General features: G+C 38.6%; 1 protein-coding gene. It reads right to left on the reverse strand.

The window, feature by feature from the left end; genetic code table 11:
* Positions 1 to 5: 5 nt before the first annotated feature.
* A partial coding sequence (locus ADH54_RS04845) for a hypothetical protein (protein WP_239682657.1) occupies positions 6 to 236 on the reverse strand: 231 nt, incomplete at its 5' end.

Raw genomic sequence — 236 nt, forward strand, 5'->3', positions numbered from 1 at the left:
TACTCCTAAAATTTTAGCTGAGACAGTGATGCAACGACTGCGGCCGCAATCCCTGCAGAAGCAACAGCCAAGAATGCACCATTAATCATAGAATCAGAACCATCATCTTGTCTTTGCTTATCTTTATTCTTTCTTCCTTGAATATAATCAACCGCACCATTCCAGATCCAGATAAGACCTGTGATTGTTCCAACTACACCTAGACCAGTAATAATTTTTGTAATGATTTCCATTTT

Source organism: Streptococcus pseudopneumoniae, assembly GCF_001072315.1.
GTDB classification, from domain to species: Bacteria; Bacillota; Bacilli; order Lactobacillales; family Streptococcaceae; genus Streptococcus; species Streptococcus pseudopneumoniae_R.